Consider the following 15682-nt stretch of genomic DNA (forward strand, 5'->3'; position numbering starts at 1 on the left):
TTGGGCGGCTCATGGTTTGTCGGCGCCTTTGAGGCGCTCACCCTAAAGCCTCCGGCTCTGCCGGAGGATACTTACTATGGTCGCCCAGATCTGCGGCTTTCGCCGCATCCGGGCATTCACCAAGCATGATCCGCACGCTCCCGCGCTTGGCCAGTTGCCAGCCTCTGCCTTCAGGCCACATCAGTTCAAAACCCAGCACATCGCGAAACCAGAAGGCGCTTCTGCGTAAGTTGCGTACCGCAAGGACGTAGGAAAAGGGGATCATTTCAGGGATGTTCTCTGACATTTTATCTCTCTGTTAGCGCAGGTGTTTTAGCGATTATATCCGTAGCTGAGACGTTCAAATCCATAATCCGGCTACGAACCAGCACGTCACGCTTTCTTATTCTCATTAATCGGCCGTTTATCGCAAAACTTGCGCTGTAAACTGCACATTTTAGCAGCTTGCAATTGCGAGTGAATATCATTATCGTTAGAAACAATTTTTTACCTTCCGCATAAAAGAGTTACTAATAACTCCATCAAGAGAGCTGTTTTATCTGACCTGGGAAGGTCCCTGCCTGCGGTTTACCGCTGTGAGCATCTGTCATCGCACATTTAAAACTTTTAACCTTTGGGATGAAGGAGAGATGGCTAATGGGCAAGCTGTTTGCGACTCAACACACTCAACTGGCTGGCATTATTAACAAGGCCTGCGCAGGAAACTCACACCGTATTTCCGCCTTAATGCTGGGATTGTTTCTGCTTCCCGCCACGTCGCTGGCGGCAGAAACTGAGAACAGCAAAGAAACCCAGGACGAGGATGTGCTGATTGTGACCGGTGAAAAAACCGCACGTTCGCTACTCGACACCGGGACCAGCGTTGAAGTGTTCGACAGTCGCCGCATTGATGCCCTGCCGGGTGCGCAGACGGTCAACGACCTGATGCGGATGAGCGCCAACACCGTGGATGTTGGTATCGGTAACGATCTGCCGACCGTGCGTGGCGTGGACGGCTCAGGCCCGAGCACCGGCGCTGGCGCATTCTTAAGCGGCACCCGCCCACGGCTTGGCCTCTCTCTGGATGGCCGCTCCCTGACCTATAACGAACAGGCTTATGGCCCGCAATCATTATGGGATCTGGACAGGGTTGAAGTGTTCCGTGGCCCGCAAAGCTATATTCAGGGGCGTAATGCCATCGCGGGCGCGGTAGTGATGACCACCAAAGATCCGATTTTTGAGTGGGAAGGCGCCGTAAAAGGCGGGGCAGGTAATCAGCACTCCTCGCAGCTGTCCGCGATGGCTAACGTGCCGTTAATAGAAGACCAACTGGCGTTTCGCGCAAGTGTAGACCGCCAGCGCCGACGCAGCGATGTGGATCTCCCCTCTTACTCCCCGGTTGGCGACCCGAGCGAGATCCAGACCACCAATGCCCGAGCCAAACTGCTGTTTAACCCGGCAGGTCTGCGTGATGTCACCACCAAACTGACCTTCAACCACTCCGACAGCGGCGCGCCGCAAAACGAAAGTCAAAACCCGATGCCTCACCCGACCAACACGCGCTATGACTGGCGTCGGGCGGTGTTTAAGAGCAACGTTAACAGCGGGATCTGGGATATTTCATGGGAAGCGGATGATGCCCTGACTCTGGAAAACCGGCTGATTTATACCGGATTCCACATTAACCGCTACGTGGCAGATGGCCTGCCGCGCGCCAAAATCGACGGGCGTGAATTCCACGCCGAGCCGGTGGCCCACTTTGGTACAGCTGACAGCCGCCTGCGTGGCCTGGCGGGAATACGCTACTTCGATGCCTCCCAGGATGAGTCTGTCTATATCTTCGGTGGTTCAACCTTTACCGATGAGACCCGCACCGGTTCGGTCTACGGTGAGCTGACGTATGCCATTACTCCTGAGGTGGACATCACCGGCTCCAGCCGTCTGGAGCGCGAACACCGCAAACGTATCGGCGGCAGCAGTCTTGCGCGTATTGATCTCGATGAAACCTATAACGTTTTCCTCCCAAAAGTGGATGTGGCGTGGAAACCCGATCCCAACCAGACCTGGGGCGCGCGTATCGCCAGGGGGTACAACGCGGGTGGCGCGGGGATCACCTTAAGTGCGCCCTACACAAGCTACACCTATGACTCGGAATATGTCTGGAACTATGAGCTCTATACGCGGCATAAGCTGACCGATGCCAACGTGGTGCTGACGGGTAACGTTTTCTATAACGATTACAAAGATATGCAGCTTCCCTGGTACCTTACCGCCAACTCAACGGTTATTCGTAATGCCGACCGGGTCGAAACATATGGCGCGGAGATGGGCGCCACCTGGAGTCCACGCTGGGATCTGGAACTGTTTGGTAATGTGGGTCTGCTGAAAACCAAAATTGCCGACTTCCCCGGCAGTGGCGTTGAGGGGCATGAACTGGCGCGCGCGCCTGCATATACCTTCAATACGGGCGCTACCTGGCAGTTTGCCGCCGGCTGGGAAATCAGCGGCAATGTGGCCTTCTCCGATTCCTACTACTCCGCTTACGACAACGATTCCCGTGGGCGTATTGGCTCTTACTGGACTGCCAACGCACAGCTTGCCTACACCTTTATGCATGGCCGGGCGACGCTTTTCGCCCAGAATCTGTTTGATTCGAACCGTAACGTAATGGTGACCGGCAACGACATCTACAGCGCCACGCAACAGCGCCCGCTGCTGGTTGGCGCCGCACTGGAGTTGAAATTCTGATTTCACTGATCCGCAGGGCGCGCACCGCGCCCTTTTACTGACAAGGAGATAACTGCATGTCCTGCACCACATCCCCCTTTCGTCTTCTGGCGACCCTGCTGCTTGCCGCGTCTGTTTCGGCTACTGCCAAGGCTGACACGGTGATCAAAACTGAGAATATCCAGCGTGAAGCGGTCGCCTCCGATCTGGTTGAACTGGCCTGGAGCGACAAACAACAGGCGATTTTTGTCACTTCGCCGGACTGGAAAGACGAAAAACGCTCCACCGTACTGCGACTGGACCCACAAACCCTGGCCGTTAAAGCCACCATTCCTCTTGAGGTGAAAGGTTTTGGCGTCGCACTCGATGATGCCGGTAACCGGCTTTATCTTACCGAAGGCTTTAACGGCGCGGTCGGCGTGGTGGATACCGCCAGTAACCAACACCTTGCGACCATTAAACTGCAGAAGGAAGAGAATATCGAATCCGCCTGGCGTAAAGCCGGGATGCAGGGTGAGCATCTCGATTTTATGCTTGCGGAGCTCAAGCGCTTTAAGATAACCGACGGCTATCTCTATAAAGTGCGGGAAGCACGTTTTGATGCGCAAACCGGGCGACTGTTCCTGCCGGGGCTGGGCTACGGCGTCGACAGCGTGCTTTTTGTGGTGAATACCCGGACGCAAAAGCTGGAAAAAATCATTCCGGGCTTTGGTTTTTATGCCGTAGGCATTGCCATTGATGAGAAAGGCCGCCGGGTGTTTGTCTCCAACATGCAGGGTCAGTTAATGACGGTCAATGCCGACACTCTGGCGCTGACCGCTAAACATGAAATTCAGGCCGACCAGTTGCTCAACCTGGTGTATGACCCGCAGGGTAACCGGGTACTGGGCGTCGATCAGGGGATCGATCGCGATAAATACCGTAACTATCACCTGAAAGAGACCTATAACCGACGCAGCAGCGGGCATCGTCTGTTTGCGCTGAATGCAGATGACGGCAAACTGCTGGCCAGTGTGGAAACCGATGAAATCCCGATTGGTTTGTTGCTGGATGAGCAAAATCAGCGGGTGTTTGTCACCAACCGCAACGGCGTTCGCGTCGACAAAGGTGACGGTACGCTGTCGGTGTTTGACGCCAAAACCTTACAGCACCTGCAAACCCTGCCCCTGCCGCCGCATCCCAACAGCCTGACGCTGGATGCGAAAAGCAATACCCTTTTTGTAACGGTGAAAAACGACGGCGAGTCGAAAAAAGCAGGTAAAGCAGAGAGTATTGTGCGTATTCAGCAGTAAAAAGCAGTCCATCAGGCCGCACGAGCGGCCTGATGGCTCGCACTACGCCTTGACCAGCGCGCGTGATTTATCGAGCAGAAACGGGCGTAGATATCCCACGGTGTTGGACAGCAGGATCACCTCCTCCGGCAGATTTATCTTCAGCGTTTCGGTGACATATTTTCGCCTGGCCTGCATGCGTGCCCATACCTGCGGATAATGCTCTGCCAGTTCATCACGCAGTTGCGCATCCGCAAGCCCGATGGTGTCTTCTATACTGCTGCCGCCGTAGCCTGGCACCGACGGGATAATATCGATTTGCAGCAGCATACCGCTTGCCAGTTTGATATCTGAACCGGCAAAGATCGGCGAACTTAACCACTCTTCGTCGGCGACTAAATGGCCGGGATTAAGATGCCAGTGATAATCGCTTTTAGGTAATACCGACTCAACCAGACGATAAACTTCGTCTCCGGTGATGCCCGGACGAATAAACTCCAGCCAGCTCACTACCGTGTGGTAATACGCAATAGCCACCCGCTCAGGGTAGTCGGCAACCTGCGCAGGCAGTTCTGCCTCGCTGGCCACCACATAAGCCGAACGGCTGGTTAAGCCGCCCTTAAAGCCGACGGTGAGTGAGAATTTATCCCCGCGGGTGATAGTCTTATCACTCGGGTAGAGCCCGGCATAAGCAAAACGATCGCCCGTCGCCGCAATCATCACCACATTGTTAGGTTGCCCATCGCCTGCCAGATGCTGCCCTATTGCTTTCTCGCTTTTCCCCACTTCAATGGCATTCAGTGCACTCAACACGCGGGTTGACGCCAGATTTGCGCCATATTCATAAAAGGCAATTTCGCTGGCGTCGTTCAGCCGCCGCACACCCTGATCGGGGGAGATAAACAACCCGGTGGCATTCACCACCTGCTCCCGGCCGCCTGCCGCACTGACAATGGCATCGAGAATAAAGGCCGGGACATCAAACAGCGACGGGTCGCGGGTAAAGAGTTTCCAGCCGACGACGCCGGTTTTCCCGGCGGCGGACAATCCGCAGGAGAGTAACAGTTCGGCAAGCGGCCTGTCGTTGTCCATCGGCTGGTTGGGCAGTGAAAATACCGGCGCATGCAGGCACCTGCCGCTGTGGCGGGCATGAGGAATGAGCTTCAGATTCTCATTGCCCATAATGTAGCTCAGTTCGCCATCGGCACTGACCACCATCAGCGCCTCTTCAAAACGCGGAATGAATCCGCTGAGATATTCAAAATTCGCCCCGTGCTCTTTATCGGCATAAATCACCAGATGAGCAAGCCCGGCCTGCTTCATGGCGAGCAACACCTTTTGCCGTCTGGCGGCCATGGTGCTGTCGGGCAAAACGGGAGACGCAATATCGGCAAAGGTCTGCGGGGGCGGTATAACCTGCATTGAATAGAGCTGGGCTGTGGGCATAGTTTCATTCCTTATGAACATCCGCTTAGCATAGCGGATCCATCAGCGCGCGGCCGTGTTCTGCCCCTCAATACGCTGCGCCAGCAGCTCATGAAACAGCCGTGTCGCCATTGACAGGGTGCGCTGGCGGGGTAAACACAGATCCACCTTAACGCTACCCATCAGTGAGTCGGTCAGCGGCACGGCGATGAGGCGCTCCAGCCCGTCACTGTCGTTAAGGTTCAGCTGCGGCAAAATCAGCAGTGTCTGCCCCTGCAACGCCAGCATCTTCTGTACTTCCATTGAGCTGGTGATAAACCGCATATCAAAATGCAACCCTTCCCGACGGGCGGCGGATTCCAGCAACTGGCGTACCGCGTAGTTGGCCGGAGGCGTGGCGACAGGATGTTTCGCTATCTCTTTGAGGGTAAGCTGCCGTTTGCCTGCCAGCGGATGATGGGCCGACATCAACACTTTATGTTCAAGCTGGCAGCTGTTCGTCACCTGGATCTCGGCGCTGACGGGGGTGTAAAAGGCCAGCGCCACATCCACCTGCCCGCCAGTCAGTTGCCCGGCAATATGCGGTGCGCTGCCGGTATCAATTTCAAACGCCACGCCTGGATGGCGCTTGCCAAATATCTCGATCACCGGAGCGATAAAAAGTGCTATCAGACTTTCCGCCGCGCAAATTTTTACCGTGCCGGAGACCACGCTTTTGCTTGCGGCGATACGGGCTTTTACCGAGTCGAGTTCGCGTAATGTCGCCTCCACCGCCTGCGCCAGATATTCCCCTTCACGGGTGAGCTTAATCCCCCGGGGGCCGCGCTCAATCAGCGCCGCGCCGTAATAGTGCTCCAGTTGATCGATCTGGCGGGTGACGGCGCCGGGCGCGACAAACAATTTTTCTGCCGCATCGCGAAATGAGGATGACTTTGCGACCTGGCTGAAATATTTCAGTGCCCGTAATTGCATCTCTCCTCCGGAATATTCTTGCGTGGTAGCGATGAGGCTATTACTTTCTGGGGCGATTAGCAATGATGCACGCCTGCGCTAATTTCATGCACAGTGAATAAGCAGTCTGCGCCATTTTTGTGCAGCGCTGTGCTGAAGATAATGTGTATTTCCCGGCAACAGGCGAAAATAAGGACGTTGGCGTCAATATCTTCTGGTTAAATATGCATACAGCGACTCAGGCAAAGCACATTTTAAGTGCACTGCATACGATTTGTAATATCCCCGGCGAATGCGTATTTTTTGCAATTCCTGACAATCCTTTTATAAACAATGAAATAGATTTATTCATATTATTTTCTTATTCGCTTAATGCGCCCGGAGTGCATACATTTTTTACACACTGACCCCGCGCAATTGTGATAGCCCGCAGGAATATGCCTTGCTATATGTCTGCAATGTCTTTTCACGTTTCACCACGTCTGAATACATTGAGGAAGACCATACGATGACAACTGATATAAGTCACAGTGCGCCAAAGCCCAAAGCGTCACGTAAAGAAGTGCTTGCTGTTGTACTGGGTGCGGCGGTCGAGTTTTTTGATTTCAGTGCTTATGCCACTTTCGCGGTGATGATAGGCAATATTTTCTTCCCGTCAGACAATCCCTTCACCAGCCTTTTATTATCGGTGTCGGTCTTTGGTATTGGTTTTATTGTCCGGCCCCTTGGCGCCATATTTATTGGCAGTTATGCCGACCGCGTCGGACGTAAACCCGCCATGCTGCTCACCATGGTCTTTATGACCATCGGCACCGGCGGCCTGGTGTTTCTCCCCGGCTATGAAACCATCGGCATGGCAGCCCCCATCCTGCTGGTGATTGTCCGTATGCTACAAGGGCTGGCGTGGGGCGGTGAAGCCGGTCCGGCAACCACTTTTATTATGGAAGCAGCACCGGACGGGAAACGGGCGTTCTACACCAGCTGGCAGATTGTGGCCCAGGGACTGGCAGGCATCAGCGCAGGGGTGATTGGCTATACGCTGACCCTGCTCCTCACCCCGGAACAGCTCTCCTCCTGGGGCTGGCGCGTCCCCTTCGCTTTCGGATTGCTGATCCTGCCGATTGCTATCTATCTGCGGCGCAATCTGAATGAAACCTTTACCACTGAGAACAAAGCCGCCAGCGAATCCACCGGCAGCCTGCTCGGCGAGGTAATGAAAAACTACCGGGGTCTGGTGCTGGTTGGCATCTTTATCCTCTCGGGCAGTACGATCACCCAGTATTTCCTTAACTATATGACCACCTACGCCCTGAAGGAGCTGGAGTTTGCCCCCGGCACCGCAATGGCCTCCACCATTTTAATTGGCGTCTGTGTAGTGGTCTTCTCGCTGGTTGGCGGCTGGATGGCTGACAGGTTCGGGCGCAAAATGACCATTATCGCCCCGCGAATCATCCTGCTGCTTCTGCTGTTACCGGGTCTGGAGCTGATTAACAGCTGGCGCAGCGAAGGCGTCTTCTTTGCAGTGATCACCGTATTCGCCGCCCTGCAATGTATCAGCGGCTCCGGCGTACTGGTGGTTCTGTGTGAAAACTTCCCCCGCTATATTCGCTCAACCGGCTTCTCCATCGCCTTTGCATTCGGTATCACCCTGTTTGGCGGTACTGCGCAGATCGTCTTCTCCTGGCTTATCAAATGGACCGGTGATCCCGTCTCTCCAGGCTATTACCTGATTGCCGCCAATATCCTCTGTCTGCTTGCAACCCTGCTGCTCAAAGAGCGCGTACCGCACGGGAGCCGACGTCGCCAGGCCATAAACGCTGATGCTATCCACTTTGCAAAGGAGAAATCACAATGAAAACGGTAATGAGCTGGCAGGAGTGGGCCACATATGACGCAACGGCACTTGCAGAGCTGGTCAGAAAAGGAGAGCTGACCGCCGGTGAGCTGGCGGAGCAGGCCAGGACGGCAACCCGGATTATTAACCCGCAAATCAGTTCGGTTGTTGAGCTGTTTGATGATACGATAGTGCATCCACAAACTGATGGTACCGAGCTGAACGGGCCTTTTCAGGGGGTGCCTTTTCTGATCAAAGATCTGGGACCGGGGGTGAAAAATCGCCTCCAGGAGCAAGGGTCTAAATTTATGCGCGGCAACCGGCCAACGGAAGATGCCTTTCTGACCGGGCAGATCCGCCACGCCGGACTAAACATTATCGGTCGTTCAGCGACGCCTGAGTTTGGCGTCTGTGGATCTGCGGAGAACCCGGATATCTACGTCACCCGTAGTCCGTGGAACACCGATTACACCACCTTTGGCTCCTCGGCGGGGGCCTGCGCCTCGGTGGCGGCGGGTATCCTCCCCCTCGCCCATGCCACCGACGGCGGCGGATCCATTCGTATTCCTGCAGGTTCTAACGGGCTTATCGGGCTGAAGAGCAGCCGTGGCGTATTCTCTATTGCTCCGGCAATGTCGGACATTACGGGTTACGTCTCCACCCAGGGTTGCGTGAGCCGCAGCGTTCGCGACACCGCGCTGTTTATCGACAGCTGCCGTGGCGGCGCGCCGGGTGAGTTTATGCCCTACTGGCAACCTGAAGAGAGCTACTGCGCGATGATCGCTCGTGACCCGCAGCCGCTGCGTATCGCGGTGTCACACGAATGGGGGCACTATCGCTCAACCCCGCATATTGTTGCGGAGCTGGAGAAAACTATCCGCTTGCTCGAAGAGATGGGGCATCAGGTGGAATGGGTGACGCCGGATATCGATTTTGAAGAAGCCTTCGCGGCGCAAACTACGTGCTATATCAGCAACTTTGCCCAGTTTATTCAGCGTCTGCTGGAGAAAAACAATCTCAGCGCCCCACCAGAGGATCTGATAGAGCCGGTGAACATTCGCATCTGGCAAAAAGGAATTGATATGTCCTACAGCGAGCGCTGGAAAATGCAGGATGCGTTTAACCGTATCTCACGCAGGCTTGGGCAGTTCTTCCAGTCCTGGGATCTTATCTTAACCCCCACCTTCTCCAAACCCACCCCGCTGCTGGGAGAGAAGAAATATCTGACGCTCAGTGACAATCCGGACGTTATGGACTGGTTTTATAGCCTGTGGGATATTTTTTCCTACACGCCGCTCGCCAGCCTGACGGGCACACCGGGTATTTCTCTGCCGCTGGCCTGGCAGGAATCCGGTCTGCCGCTGGGAATGCATTTTCAGACCCGTCAGGGTAATGACGGGCTGCTGCTGCAACTGGCCGCCCAACTTGAACGCGCCTCCGGCGGCCGGTTTATCAGCCATTCGACGCCGGAAGTGCACGTTACCCGTTAAGGTATAGGCCGGGCAACTGATGCCCGGCCTTTGCTGTCACGATCTGGCCGCCTGGCTCTGATGCCACAAAAGGCAAGCGGCTATTTGAGTAAAAATCACACCAACACTTTCAGGCCATGTTTCTGTACTACCGTAAGTAGTTTCAGGGATAACCCGCTGGGGCGCTTTACGCCACTTTCCCATTTCTGCACCGTTGAAACACTGGTATTCAGATAACGGGCAAAAACCGGCTGGCTGACATTCAGTTTCTCTCGTAGCGCTTTAATCTCAAGAGGTTGAAGGTTGTCCACCTGATTGATGCATGTTTTGTCAAAATTGCGCATTGTTTCCTGTGGGATGGCATCAACGTGGAATAAGCCAGAAGCCGCACTGTGTATCGCCTCAAATGCAGGACTTTTGAATTTACTTTTTGCGGTCATGACAAATCTCCACCAGTTCATTGTGTTTTAAATACACGCATCAGGCTAACATCCTTGTCACCTGACTTTGGCACCAGGTGCCAGAGTCATTCTTTTGAACAGTGATGGAAAATGCATAAATGCGACAAAACCAGACTATCGGTGACGATAAGTGTGTTTCTCAATGATTTTTAGACGATCCTTCCGAATCTTTGATCTTAATAGTATATGTTTTATCAAATTCCCCACCTGTCGCTACATTAGTGCCAAACAATCCGCCTGATACTCGTACGGTGGCGATCCCCGGCTTTACTGGCACTCCCTGAATCCTGACGCAATTGTGAGCTGGAGAATCATTACAATACCTTAAAGTTAATCCTGTATCGGATGGAGTTATTTCACCTACGAATCTTTCTTTTCCACTAGAATCTAAAGATGATACAGCGCCACCATTTATATTTATTTCACTAAAATACGGCGTTCCTACTATAGCATTGTTAAGTGAATCACCATCAGGAGTAACATCAGCATGTAAAGTACATGCTGATACTGCAAATGAAATGAAAATAACAGAAAGTATCCCCATGGCTATTTTAATGGTTTGAAAACTACCCCCCGAAAAACCTATTGATAAAAAATTGCAAATCTTTTTTCTGTTTAATCCAGTCAGCTGATTTCCCCCAGGAAAATAATTTTAAATTAACATACCCATTATCATCCTGTGTTACAGAACCATCCCATACAATCCAGTGTGTAGGTAATGTCGTGTTGTTTGTGCTACCTTCAAGCAGTCCATCATTTATTAATGTCACAACTTTATAGCCTTGCTCTATATATTTATTTAAATCCCTGATGCCCTGGACGCCTGCCTGAGTGATTCCTACATTACTAAAGACCATTTCATAGCCTGCTTTTTCAAACCACTCCGTCAGTGTTTGCCACATTGTGATGCCAGCCAATGGCGAATCAAGAGCATCAAAGCTCAGCATGGTATTCTCTGAATCCCTGAGCCCAGCCAATGTCATCCAGTCGAGCCCTAATATCTTGGGTCTCCCGGCACTTGTATAAAACATACCTGAAGGGTGTTTACATCCTTCGCCAGGGGAGATTGTCAGTGCACCTATTTTAGTCTTTCCATACCGCCACAATTCCCTGGCAGCTTGTGCATATACATCAGGACGATCCATTTGCACACAGTAAAAAAATGCAGCAGGTCCACATACACTTGCCCTATCCTGATAAGGGTAAGATAATGATAAAATCTGTCGTTTATCTCAGATTCAATTTTGTTTTTTTCAAACGGATCCTGCGGTGTTCCGACAGGATATTTTTTCGCAATAAATGAACGCTTCGGGATGGTTATTTTAATTTGTTTTGTTTCGCCCCCCTGACTCTCAGGCCGCATTGTCCCTTTTGATTCAAAATAGCAGGGGTTCTCTCTCTTCACAGGAGACCAGGCTTTGCCTGATGAAAATTCTTCCAGAGTGTACATCTTAGTGAACGGAACAGGCGTTACAAGGTGTGTATGCAACATGGTTTTTCGGTAAATTTTCATTTCCATAATATAAATGGTCGAGAGTGACTCATTTATATTTCCGGTCATATGACTATGTGTTTCATAATTCCCCTGAAATGGCTATTGCTTTACATCAATAAGAGAATATTTATTTCTTTCAGCGTCCATGCGGTAAATACACAGGTCATACCGAAGGGCATCAGCCGGAACATTAGAGTTTATTTTGGTACTGAGGTGGTAAACAGTCATAATTAATCCATTAATATATGCAGGTTAATATTTTCAGCGGATTCAGAATAATGCCATCCGGTAACCCCGTGTTCATCGGTAACACCAGCCTCAGAGCGCCCGTCCGGAAACATCAAGGTGTAGCGGCAGCCAGGCATTAACTGGCCGTCGTCAGTGGTGCACTGGAAACGGATGCAGTTCCTGCCGCTGGCATCCCGAACCTGCTGTGCAGGAATGGAGGTATGACGAGTATTGCGGGAGGTCAGATTACCCGGCATCGTGCTGGTATACTGTGTGGCAGAGCCGATAACATAGTGGTTCGGGCAGTGGCATAACACTCTGTCACCCGTGGCAACATAAGCCCGCCCTTCTTCGGCCCAGTCCTGAGCCGAAGCCAGAAGTTCGAAGTAGCCATTACATTTACTACATGATGCCTTGTCGCCGGTCCGGGCTATTGCTTTATTTCCCTCAAACCAGGATGCGGTGGCAGTAATTATTTCTCCAAAGCTTGTTTTATCGCCCAGGCAGGCCAGTGCTCTTGCCATCATTAATCCCTCAATATATAAGCTGTTATACCCACCTGAATCATATACGCATCCTGCCTTAACGCAAATCCATGGCCTTATATGCCATTAATCTGAACATGAAAGAAATTGAAATTCACTGGCGTGAAGTGAGAGGGTTAAAAAGCCTTAACTTATATATCCAAACTGACTCCAGGTACGAACCCTTCACGCTCTGGCCGCCTTGCGCAGTGCGCCTGGCGTGATGTTGAACCTTTTGCGAAAGCGGGCGGTAAAGCGCGACGGGCACTGATAACCATTATCTCTGGCCACCACGCTAATGGGTGTCAGCGTGGTCTGAATGGCCGCCAGGGCGTTATTCAGTCGCACATCGTCGAGCAGATTTTGAAAACTTTCCCCTTCCGCCGCCAGATGACGACGCAGGGTTGAGACGGACATAAACAACAGACGGGCGACCTCTTCTGTCGTCCAGTGTGCGCCAGGATTGGCTAACAGCAGGTTCTGGCAACGATTAACCAGCGAGTCCTGTGGGTGTGAAAGAAACAGGTGGCTGATGTTATTTTTGCCAAGCGTCAGCAGAATGCCCATCGCCAGATGTTCCAGCAACTGCGCGGAAAGGTTACACTGTAACGCCGTTTTGAGTTGATCCCAGCAGTAAAGTAACTCATCGCTCTGCGCAAGACAGAATCCGGACCTGTTCTCCTCCTGCGGCGCCAGTGGATAAAACTGCCTGAAACGGGCAATCAACTCCGCAGGCAGATACAGCATCTCCGCCAGATATAAACCCGCATCGGGATAATTGGCGATACCAAATTCATGGCCCGCCGGGAAGAGGATAATCTGGCTGTTGTTGGCCATCTCGCGATGATCTCCCCAGCTCACGACCTTCCTGCCCTGGCGGACCCGGCACAATCCAGGCATCAGCAGCTTGACCCGATGGAGCTCATGGGCCTGATACATTCGTATTTCCTGTAGTGAAAGACGGGTCGCCGCGTCAGCCTGCATAACAGATGCCCTTACTTTTATTTTACGCCGAAGACCGGAACCACTTCGGCGGTGGCTATTTTGTTGGCGTTAAGCATATAACCGACCAGTGCGCCGCTGGCATTGCCATCAATCGGCAGTTTGTCGGTTTTTAACGCCCAGACTTTAAAGTGATAATGATGGGGTTTATCGCCTTTCGGCGGACATGCGCCACCGAAACCTGCGTAACCGAAATCATTTCTCCCCTGTACCGCTCCCTCCGGGAGTTTGCTGCCGTCTTTATTTCCGGCGCCGGTAACAAGGGTGGTCACTGACGGCGGAATATTGACGACCGTCCAGTGCCACCATCCGCTACCGGTTGGCGCGTCCGGATCGTAGGCGGTGACAGCAAAGCTCTTTGTTCCACCAGGGGCGCCGGACCAGTTCAGCGACGGCGACTGATTATCACCGTGACAGCCAAATCCCTCGAAGACCTGCGCGTTCGAAAGTGACACACCTGTTTTAATTTCGCTGCTGGTTAATGTAAATCCCCCAGCCTGAGCGGATAACGAAAATACAGCCAGCGCAGCGACAGCAAAATACGTTTTCATAGCGACCTCATACGTGTTTGAACAGGCAAATTTTAAAATAACCGAGGCTGGAATATCGTGTAGAAGAAGGCGCAGATCGTGCAAATGCAGTCAAAACGGATTTATTAATGCCAGTGGTGGGAGGATTTGCATATTCGGGCTTAGTGTTCCACTAAGCCGGGAAGAAGGTCGTGGTAGCGTGCGCGCGGGTCACATCTTAAGCATTTTTACTGTAGCTTCGACATCAATTTCATCTTCGGTGAAGATTAAGGTTGTGCCCTGGAAGGTGGTGATCGCCAGTTTTTTCATGGCGCGCATTTCGCCAGGCTTAGCGGCTGATTTCGGTTTGATATTATTCAGCAGCGCCCCCACCGACAGTACGGCATTTTCTTTATCAATACGGGTATCCGCGGGTACTTCTTCGCTGAAGACAACATAGGACTTGATGGAGGTGAGTTTAAGACGTTCGCCAGCAATATAAATGTATTTGCTGTCCGGAATGACCTTCACCGCATAGGCAGACAGACCCTTGTTATTGGTCGTCGGCTCGAACGTCACCGCCGCATCTTTCTTGATAAGATCAGGATTGGCGACCTTAATCACATGAAAATAGCGGTTTTCACCGTTTTCATCTTTGATAAATCCAAAACCTTTATCTTTAAACCAGGTTGTGATCGTTCCGTTCATCGCCATTGTTGCCCACTTAATCGTTAATCAACTCAATTTTTGCAGCGCGCAGTGTAAAGCACAATGCCCCCACAGACTACGTTTTTAGTCTGGATGATAAGTTGCGGGTATGCGAGGAAGATAACGGACGGCAGGCAAATTGATGCCCGTTCCAGGTATGCTACGTCAGCCCACAAGGAGGAGAACGGTGACCGATCTGAGAGAATCCTGCTGGAACCGCATGGTGCCCGAACTGACCGTAATGGATTTTACGGCTCTCTCTTCAGGCCTGAGCAGCACGGGAAATCAGCTTTCCCGTGCAATCTAACAGCTAAAAAGCGGCTATCCCTTCAGGGCGAATTTAATCGCGCTGCGGATAGTGGCAATCTGCGCCCGATTACATTCGTCCGGAGACGTTGCCGGGCTGTCCGGATAAACTTCTGTCGTGGTTGTAAAGGGCGCGCCGGTCATTGTGGCGCAAAGGTGCCAGGCGCTGTTATCGTATTCAATCACACCCTCGCTGACCACCGGAAAACCAAGCATATTGCCTTCAGCATCTGCTGGCGCAATATGTGTGACTTGCGAAACTGCGCTGATTATCGCCTGCTGGAAATCCAGCCTTGAGTTCTGCGTATCACTGACCAGGTAAAAACCATCCGGAATTTCTGCGGGTTCATATTTCAAACCGTCTCGTGCAGCCAGTGCCGGGCTGAACTCACTTTCATCGGTGTCAGTCGTTTCATGTAAATCGACGTGAAGAACAAACCGACCTGAATAAGGGGAGATAAGTGCCATCAACGCACTGGATTCTTCCGCTTTTCCTTCACTAAAGAACTGCCGATTTGGGTCCACGGCGTTGTAGTTCCATCGGGATATGCGTTCATAGGCCCAGGGACTAACGCAGGGAACAACCAGTAAGTTTGCTTTCCCTTCGTAGTCCGTCTCATCTCCTGATAGATACTCGAGTGCACCGATTACGCCGCTCGTCTCATAGCCGTGTACCCCGCCGGTAATCAGTACAATCGGCAAAGAATCGCTCCAGCACTTAGGGAAGGTGCGATTTAATCGTCAGTTATGAGAACATAAGGCTTTCTTTGCCATAGATTTTTCACGATGCCCG

16 protein-coding genes are annotated in these 15682 nt (G+C 52.3%); 4 read left to right on the forward strand and 12 right to left on the reverse strand.

The genetic code is table 11. The features are described from left to right. Window positions 1–37: 37 nt before the first annotated feature. Complete coding sequence (locus ACSZO4_RS20015; protein ID WP_437890835.1) at window positions 38–286, reverse strand: hypothetical protein; 249 nt, start codon at window positions 284–286, stop codon at window positions 38–40. Window positions 287–636: 350 nt separating this feature from the next. On the opposite strand from ACSZO4_RS20015, the gene ACSZO4_RS20020 reads away from it, so the two are divergent. Together ACSZO4_RS20020 and ACSZO4_RS20025 are read left to right on the forward strand one after the other, a co-directional pair. Continuing rightward, entirely contained in the window at window positions 637–2727 is a 2091-nt protein-coding gene (locus tag ACSZO4_RS20020) for a TonB-dependent receptor (RefSeq protein ID WP_437890836.1), read from the forward strand. A 56-nt stretch (window positions 2728–2783) separates the two neighbouring features. Further along, entirely contained in the window at window positions 2784–3998 is a 1215-nt protein-coding gene (locus tag ACSZO4_RS20025; protein ID WP_437890837.1) for a YncE family protein, read from the forward strand. 42 nt (window positions 3999–4040) lie between these two features. Here the strand turns inward: ACSZO4_RS20025 and ACSZO4_RS20030 are convergent, their stop codons facing one another. Further along, complete coding sequence (locus ACSZO4_RS20030) at window positions 4041–5423, reverse strand: M24 family metallopeptidase (RefSeq protein WP_437890838.1); 1383 nt, start codon at window positions 5421–5423, stop codon at window positions 4041–4043. A 42-nt stretch (window positions 5424–5465) separates the two neighbouring features. Next, entirely contained in the window at window positions 5466–6374 is a 909-nt protein-coding gene (locus ACSZO4_RS20035; RefSeq protein ID WP_437890839.1) for a LysR family transcriptional regulator, read from the reverse strand. 487 nt (window positions 6375–6861) lie between these two features. Here ACSZO4_RS20035 and ACSZO4_RS20040 point away from each other — a divergent pair, with 487 nt between their 5' ends. Together ACSZO4_RS20040 and ACSZO4_RS20045 are read left to right on the forward strand one after the other, a co-directional pair. Further along, window positions 6862–8208 (forward strand): MFS transporter, encoded by a 1347-nt coding sequence (locus ACSZO4_RS20040; RefSeq protein ID WP_437890840.1) that lies wholly within the window; start codon window positions 6862–6864, stop codon window positions 8206–8208. Next, window positions 8205–9677 carry an amidase gene (locus tag ACSZO4_RS20045; protein ID WP_437890841.1) on the forward strand — a complete coding sequence of 491 codons (1473 nt, stop codon included), beginning with the start codon at window positions 8205–8207 and terminating at the stop codon, window positions 9675–9677. The genes ACSZO4_RS20040 and ACSZO4_RS20045 overlap by 4 nt, the downstream gene beginning before the upstream one ends. Window positions 9678–9772: 95 nt before the next feature. Here the strand turns inward: ACSZO4_RS20045 and ACSZO4_RS20050 are convergent, their stop codons facing one another. The 9 genes from ACSZO4_RS20050 to ACSZO4_RS20090 form a co-directional block, all read right to left on the reverse strand. After that, a complete protein-coding gene (locus ACSZO4_RS20050) occupies window positions 9773–10096 on the reverse strand; it encodes a helix-turn-helix domain-containing protein (protein WP_437890842.1) in 324 nt (107 codons plus the stop codon). Between the two features lie 160 nt (window positions 10097–10256). Next, a complete protein-coding gene (locus tag ACSZO4_RS20055; protein ID WP_437890843.1) occupies window positions 10257–10661 on the reverse strand; it encodes a hypothetical protein in 405 nt (134 codons plus the stop codon). Window positions 10662–10683: 22 nt separating this feature from the next. Then, window positions 10684–11262 carry a hypothetical protein gene (locus ACSZO4_RS20060; protein ID WP_437890844.1) on the reverse strand — a complete coding sequence of 193 codons (579 nt, stop codon included), beginning with the start codon at window positions 11260–11262 and terminating at the stop codon, window positions 10684–10686. Further along, window positions 11196–11678 (reverse strand): hypothetical protein, encoded by a 483-nt coding sequence (locus ACSZO4_RS20065; RefSeq protein ID WP_437890845.1) that lies wholly within the window; start codon window positions 11676–11678, stop codon window positions 11196–11198. The genes ACSZO4_RS20060 and ACSZO4_RS20065 overlap by 67 nt, the downstream gene beginning before the upstream one ends. A gap of 164 nt (window positions 11679–11842) precedes the next feature. Then, window positions 11843–12367 carry a PAAR domain-containing protein gene (locus ACSZO4_RS20070; RefSeq protein WP_437890846.1) on the reverse strand — a complete coding sequence of 175 codons (525 nt, stop codon included), beginning with the start codon at window positions 12365–12367 and terminating at the stop codon, window positions 11843–11845. Between the two features lie 183 nt (window positions 12368–12550). After that, the gene (locus ACSZO4_RS20075; RefSeq protein ID WP_437890847.1) at window positions 12551–13348 is read right to left on the reverse strand and encodes a helix-turn-helix transcriptional regulator; all 798 of its coding nucleotides are present in this window, start codon (window positions 13346–13348) and stop codon (window positions 12551–12553) included. Window positions 13349–13365: 17 nt separating this feature from the next. After that, window positions 13366–13917 (reverse strand): kinase inhibitor, encoded by a 552-nt coding sequence (locus tag ACSZO4_RS20080; RefSeq protein ID WP_437890848.1) that lies wholly within the window; start codon window positions 13915–13917, stop codon window positions 13366–13368. Between the two features lie 189 nt (window positions 13918–14106). Then, window positions 14107–14589, reverse strand: a complete 483-nt coding sequence (locus ACSZO4_RS20085) for a cold-shock protein (RefSeq protein WP_437890849.1) — start codon at window positions 14587–14589, stop codon at window positions 14107–14109. 315 nt (window positions 14590–14904) lie between these two features. Further along, window positions 14905–15591, reverse strand: a complete 687-nt coding sequence (locus tag ACSZO4_RS20090) for a M14 family metallopeptidase (protein WP_437890850.1) — start codon at window positions 15589–15591, stop codon at window positions 14905–14907. Window positions 15592–15682: the final 91 nt, after the last annotated feature.

This window comes from Phytobacter sp. V91 (assembly GCF_965644225.1).
Lineage (GTDB): Bacteria > Pseudomonadota > Gammaproteobacteria > Enterobacterales > Enterobacteriaceae > CBFFRJ01.

Bases quoted from the DNA above. Each gene is read 5' to 3' on its own strand.
- ACSZO4_RS20075 (WP_437890847.1), bottom strand. From the start codon at position 13,348: ATGCAGGCTGACGCGGCGACCCGTCTTTCACTACAGGAAATACGAATG.
- ACSZO4_RS20020 (WP_437890836.1), top strand. From the start codon at position 637: ATGGGCAAGCTGTTTGCGACTCAACACACTCAACTGGCTGGCATTATT.
- ACSZO4_RS20025 (WP_437890837.1), top strand. From the start codon at position 2,784: ATGTCCTGCACCACATCCCCCTTTCGTCTTCTGGCGACCCTGCTGCTT.
- ACSZO4_RS20065 (WP_437890845.1), bottom strand. From the start codon at position 11,678: ATGACCGGAAATATAAATGAGTCACTCTCGACCATTTATATTATGGAA.
- ACSZO4_RS20085 (WP_437890849.1), bottom strand. From the start codon at position 14,589: ATGGCGATGAACGGAACGATCACAACCTGGTTTAAAGATAAAGGTTTT.
- ACSZO4_RS20035 (WP_437890839.1), bottom strand. From the start codon at position 6,374: ATGCAATTACGGGCACTGAAATATTTCAGCCAGGTCGCAAAGTCATCC.
- ACSZO4_RS20040 (WP_437890840.1), top strand. From the start codon at position 6,862: ATGACAACTGATATAAGTCACAGTGCGCCAAAGCCCAAAGCGTCACGT.
- ACSZO4_RS20050 (WP_437890842.1), bottom strand. From the start codon at position 10,096: ATGACCGCAAAAAGTAAATTCAAAAGTCCTGCATTTGAGGCGATACAC.
- ACSZO4_RS20080 (WP_437890848.1), bottom strand. From the start codon at position 13,917: ATGAAAACGTATTTTGCTGTCGCTGCGCTGGCTGTATTTTCGTTATCC.
- ACSZO4_RS20030 (WP_437890838.1), bottom strand. From the start codon at position 5,423: ATGCCCACAGCCCAGCTCTATTCAATGCAGGTTATACCGCCCCCGCAG.
- ACSZO4_RS20070 (WP_437890846.1), bottom strand. From the start codon at position 12,367: ATGATGGCAAGAGCACTGGCCTGCCTGGGCGATAAAACAAGCTTTGGA.
- ACSZO4_RS20045 (WP_437890841.1), top strand. From the start codon at position 8,205: ATGAAAACGGTAATGAGCTGGCAGGAGTGGGCCACATATGACGCAACG.
- ACSZO4_RS20055 (WP_437890843.1), bottom strand. From the start codon at position 10,661: ATGGGGATACTTTCTGTTATTTTCATTTCATTTGCAGTATCAGCATGT.
- ACSZO4_RS20060 (WP_437890844.1), bottom strand. From the start codon at position 11,262: ATGGATCGTCCTGATGTATATGCACAAGCTGCCAGGGAATTGTGGCGG.
- ACSZO4_RS20015 (WP_437890835.1), bottom strand. From the start codon at position 286: ATGTCAGAGAACATCCCTGAAATGATCCCCTTTTCCTACGTCCTTGCG.